This is a genomic window from Vibrio sp. Vb0349 (assembly GCF_033338975.1).
The window spans coordinates 1-1088 of record NZ_JAWOTS010000399.1 but is presented as its reverse complement, the minus strand read 5'-3'; the positions used below and the strand labels follow the sequence as shown (position 1 = coordinate 1088).

The 1088-nt window shown below is 49.6% G+C and carries 1 protein-coding gene and 1 pseudogene; both read right to left on the bottom strand.

The features are described 5' to 3' along the window. Positions 1-96: 96 nt before the first annotated feature. Positions 97-537 (bottom strand): flagellar export protein FliJ, encoded by a 441-nt coding sequence (gene fliJ, locus R7Q47_RS26140; RefSeq protein ID WP_318090248.1) that lies wholly within the window; start codon positions 535-537, stop codon positions 97-99. Between the two features lie 15 nt (positions 538-552). After that, positions 553-1088: pseudogene (fliI, locus tag R7Q47_RS26135) on the bottom strand (flagellum-specific ATP synthase FliI); the annotation flags it as partial.

Sequence of the window (1088 nt, the reverse complement as noted above, 5' to 3'; positions counted from 1 at the left end):
CAGGGTTGTTGCTCTTTGGAGGATTATTGGGTTGGCTGCGACGCAGAAAGACGACGTAACGTTTCTCTTTACTAGATAAAAATAAACGCAAAACGCTTACAACGTTTTGCGTTTCACGCGAGAGTTTATGATGTCTTCAATCAGCTTTTGCTCTTTTTTGGCTTTCTCATAATTTTGCTTGGTACGCCATCTCTCTAATACCTTTTCCAACCCTTGAACGCGAGCGTGTTTGTGTTCTAACGTTTTTTGTACTGATGCGCATTGGGCTTGCATCATCGCTTGTTCTTGCTCGTGGTGACGAAGCATTCTTTGCAGCATCTGATCAACGCGGTTGAAGTTCATCAACGCCGCGCTATTCAAAGACGGAGAGGACAACGCCGATTGACCAGCGTGCCCTTTGAGAGCTGAAAGTTGTTGCAACTGCGTTGAAAGATGATTGTGACGCTGACGCATAGCGTCGAGCTGTTGCCCGACCCTATCACGCTGCTTTTCTTCCCTTTGTTGCAGTTTGCCGACCGCTTTAAGTTTGGCTTTCATCGCTGCATTTGCTCTCTACTGTGCGCCTTGGAACATTTGAGCCAGCTCAGTCAAACTTGTGGTGTAATCCACCGCCTCGTTCGCTGATTGCTGTAAGTACGAACGCAAATGCGGATACATCGACACAGACTGATCCAACTCAGGGTCCTGACCCGGTTGATAGCCACCAAGCGGCAGTAACTCTTTCACCTGAAGGTAATTGGAGTACATTTGGCGGAAGTTGTTTGCGATGGTGGAATGAGCAGGTTGCGTACAAGTGCTCATACAACGGCTGATAGAAGCATTGATATCAATCGCCGGATAATGCCCTTGTTCCGCCAGCTGGCGCGACAACACAACGTGTCCATCCAAAATGGCACGAGCAGAGTCCACGACTGGGTCTTGCTGATCGTCGCCTTCCGCCAGTACAGTGTAAATCGCCGTTAAGCTGCCATGAGGGTTTTCACTGTTACCCGCTCGCTCTAACAGCTGCGGTAACACACTGAATACCGAAGGCGGATAGCCGCGCGACGCTGGCGGTTCCCCCAAAGATAACGCGATTTCGCGTTGAG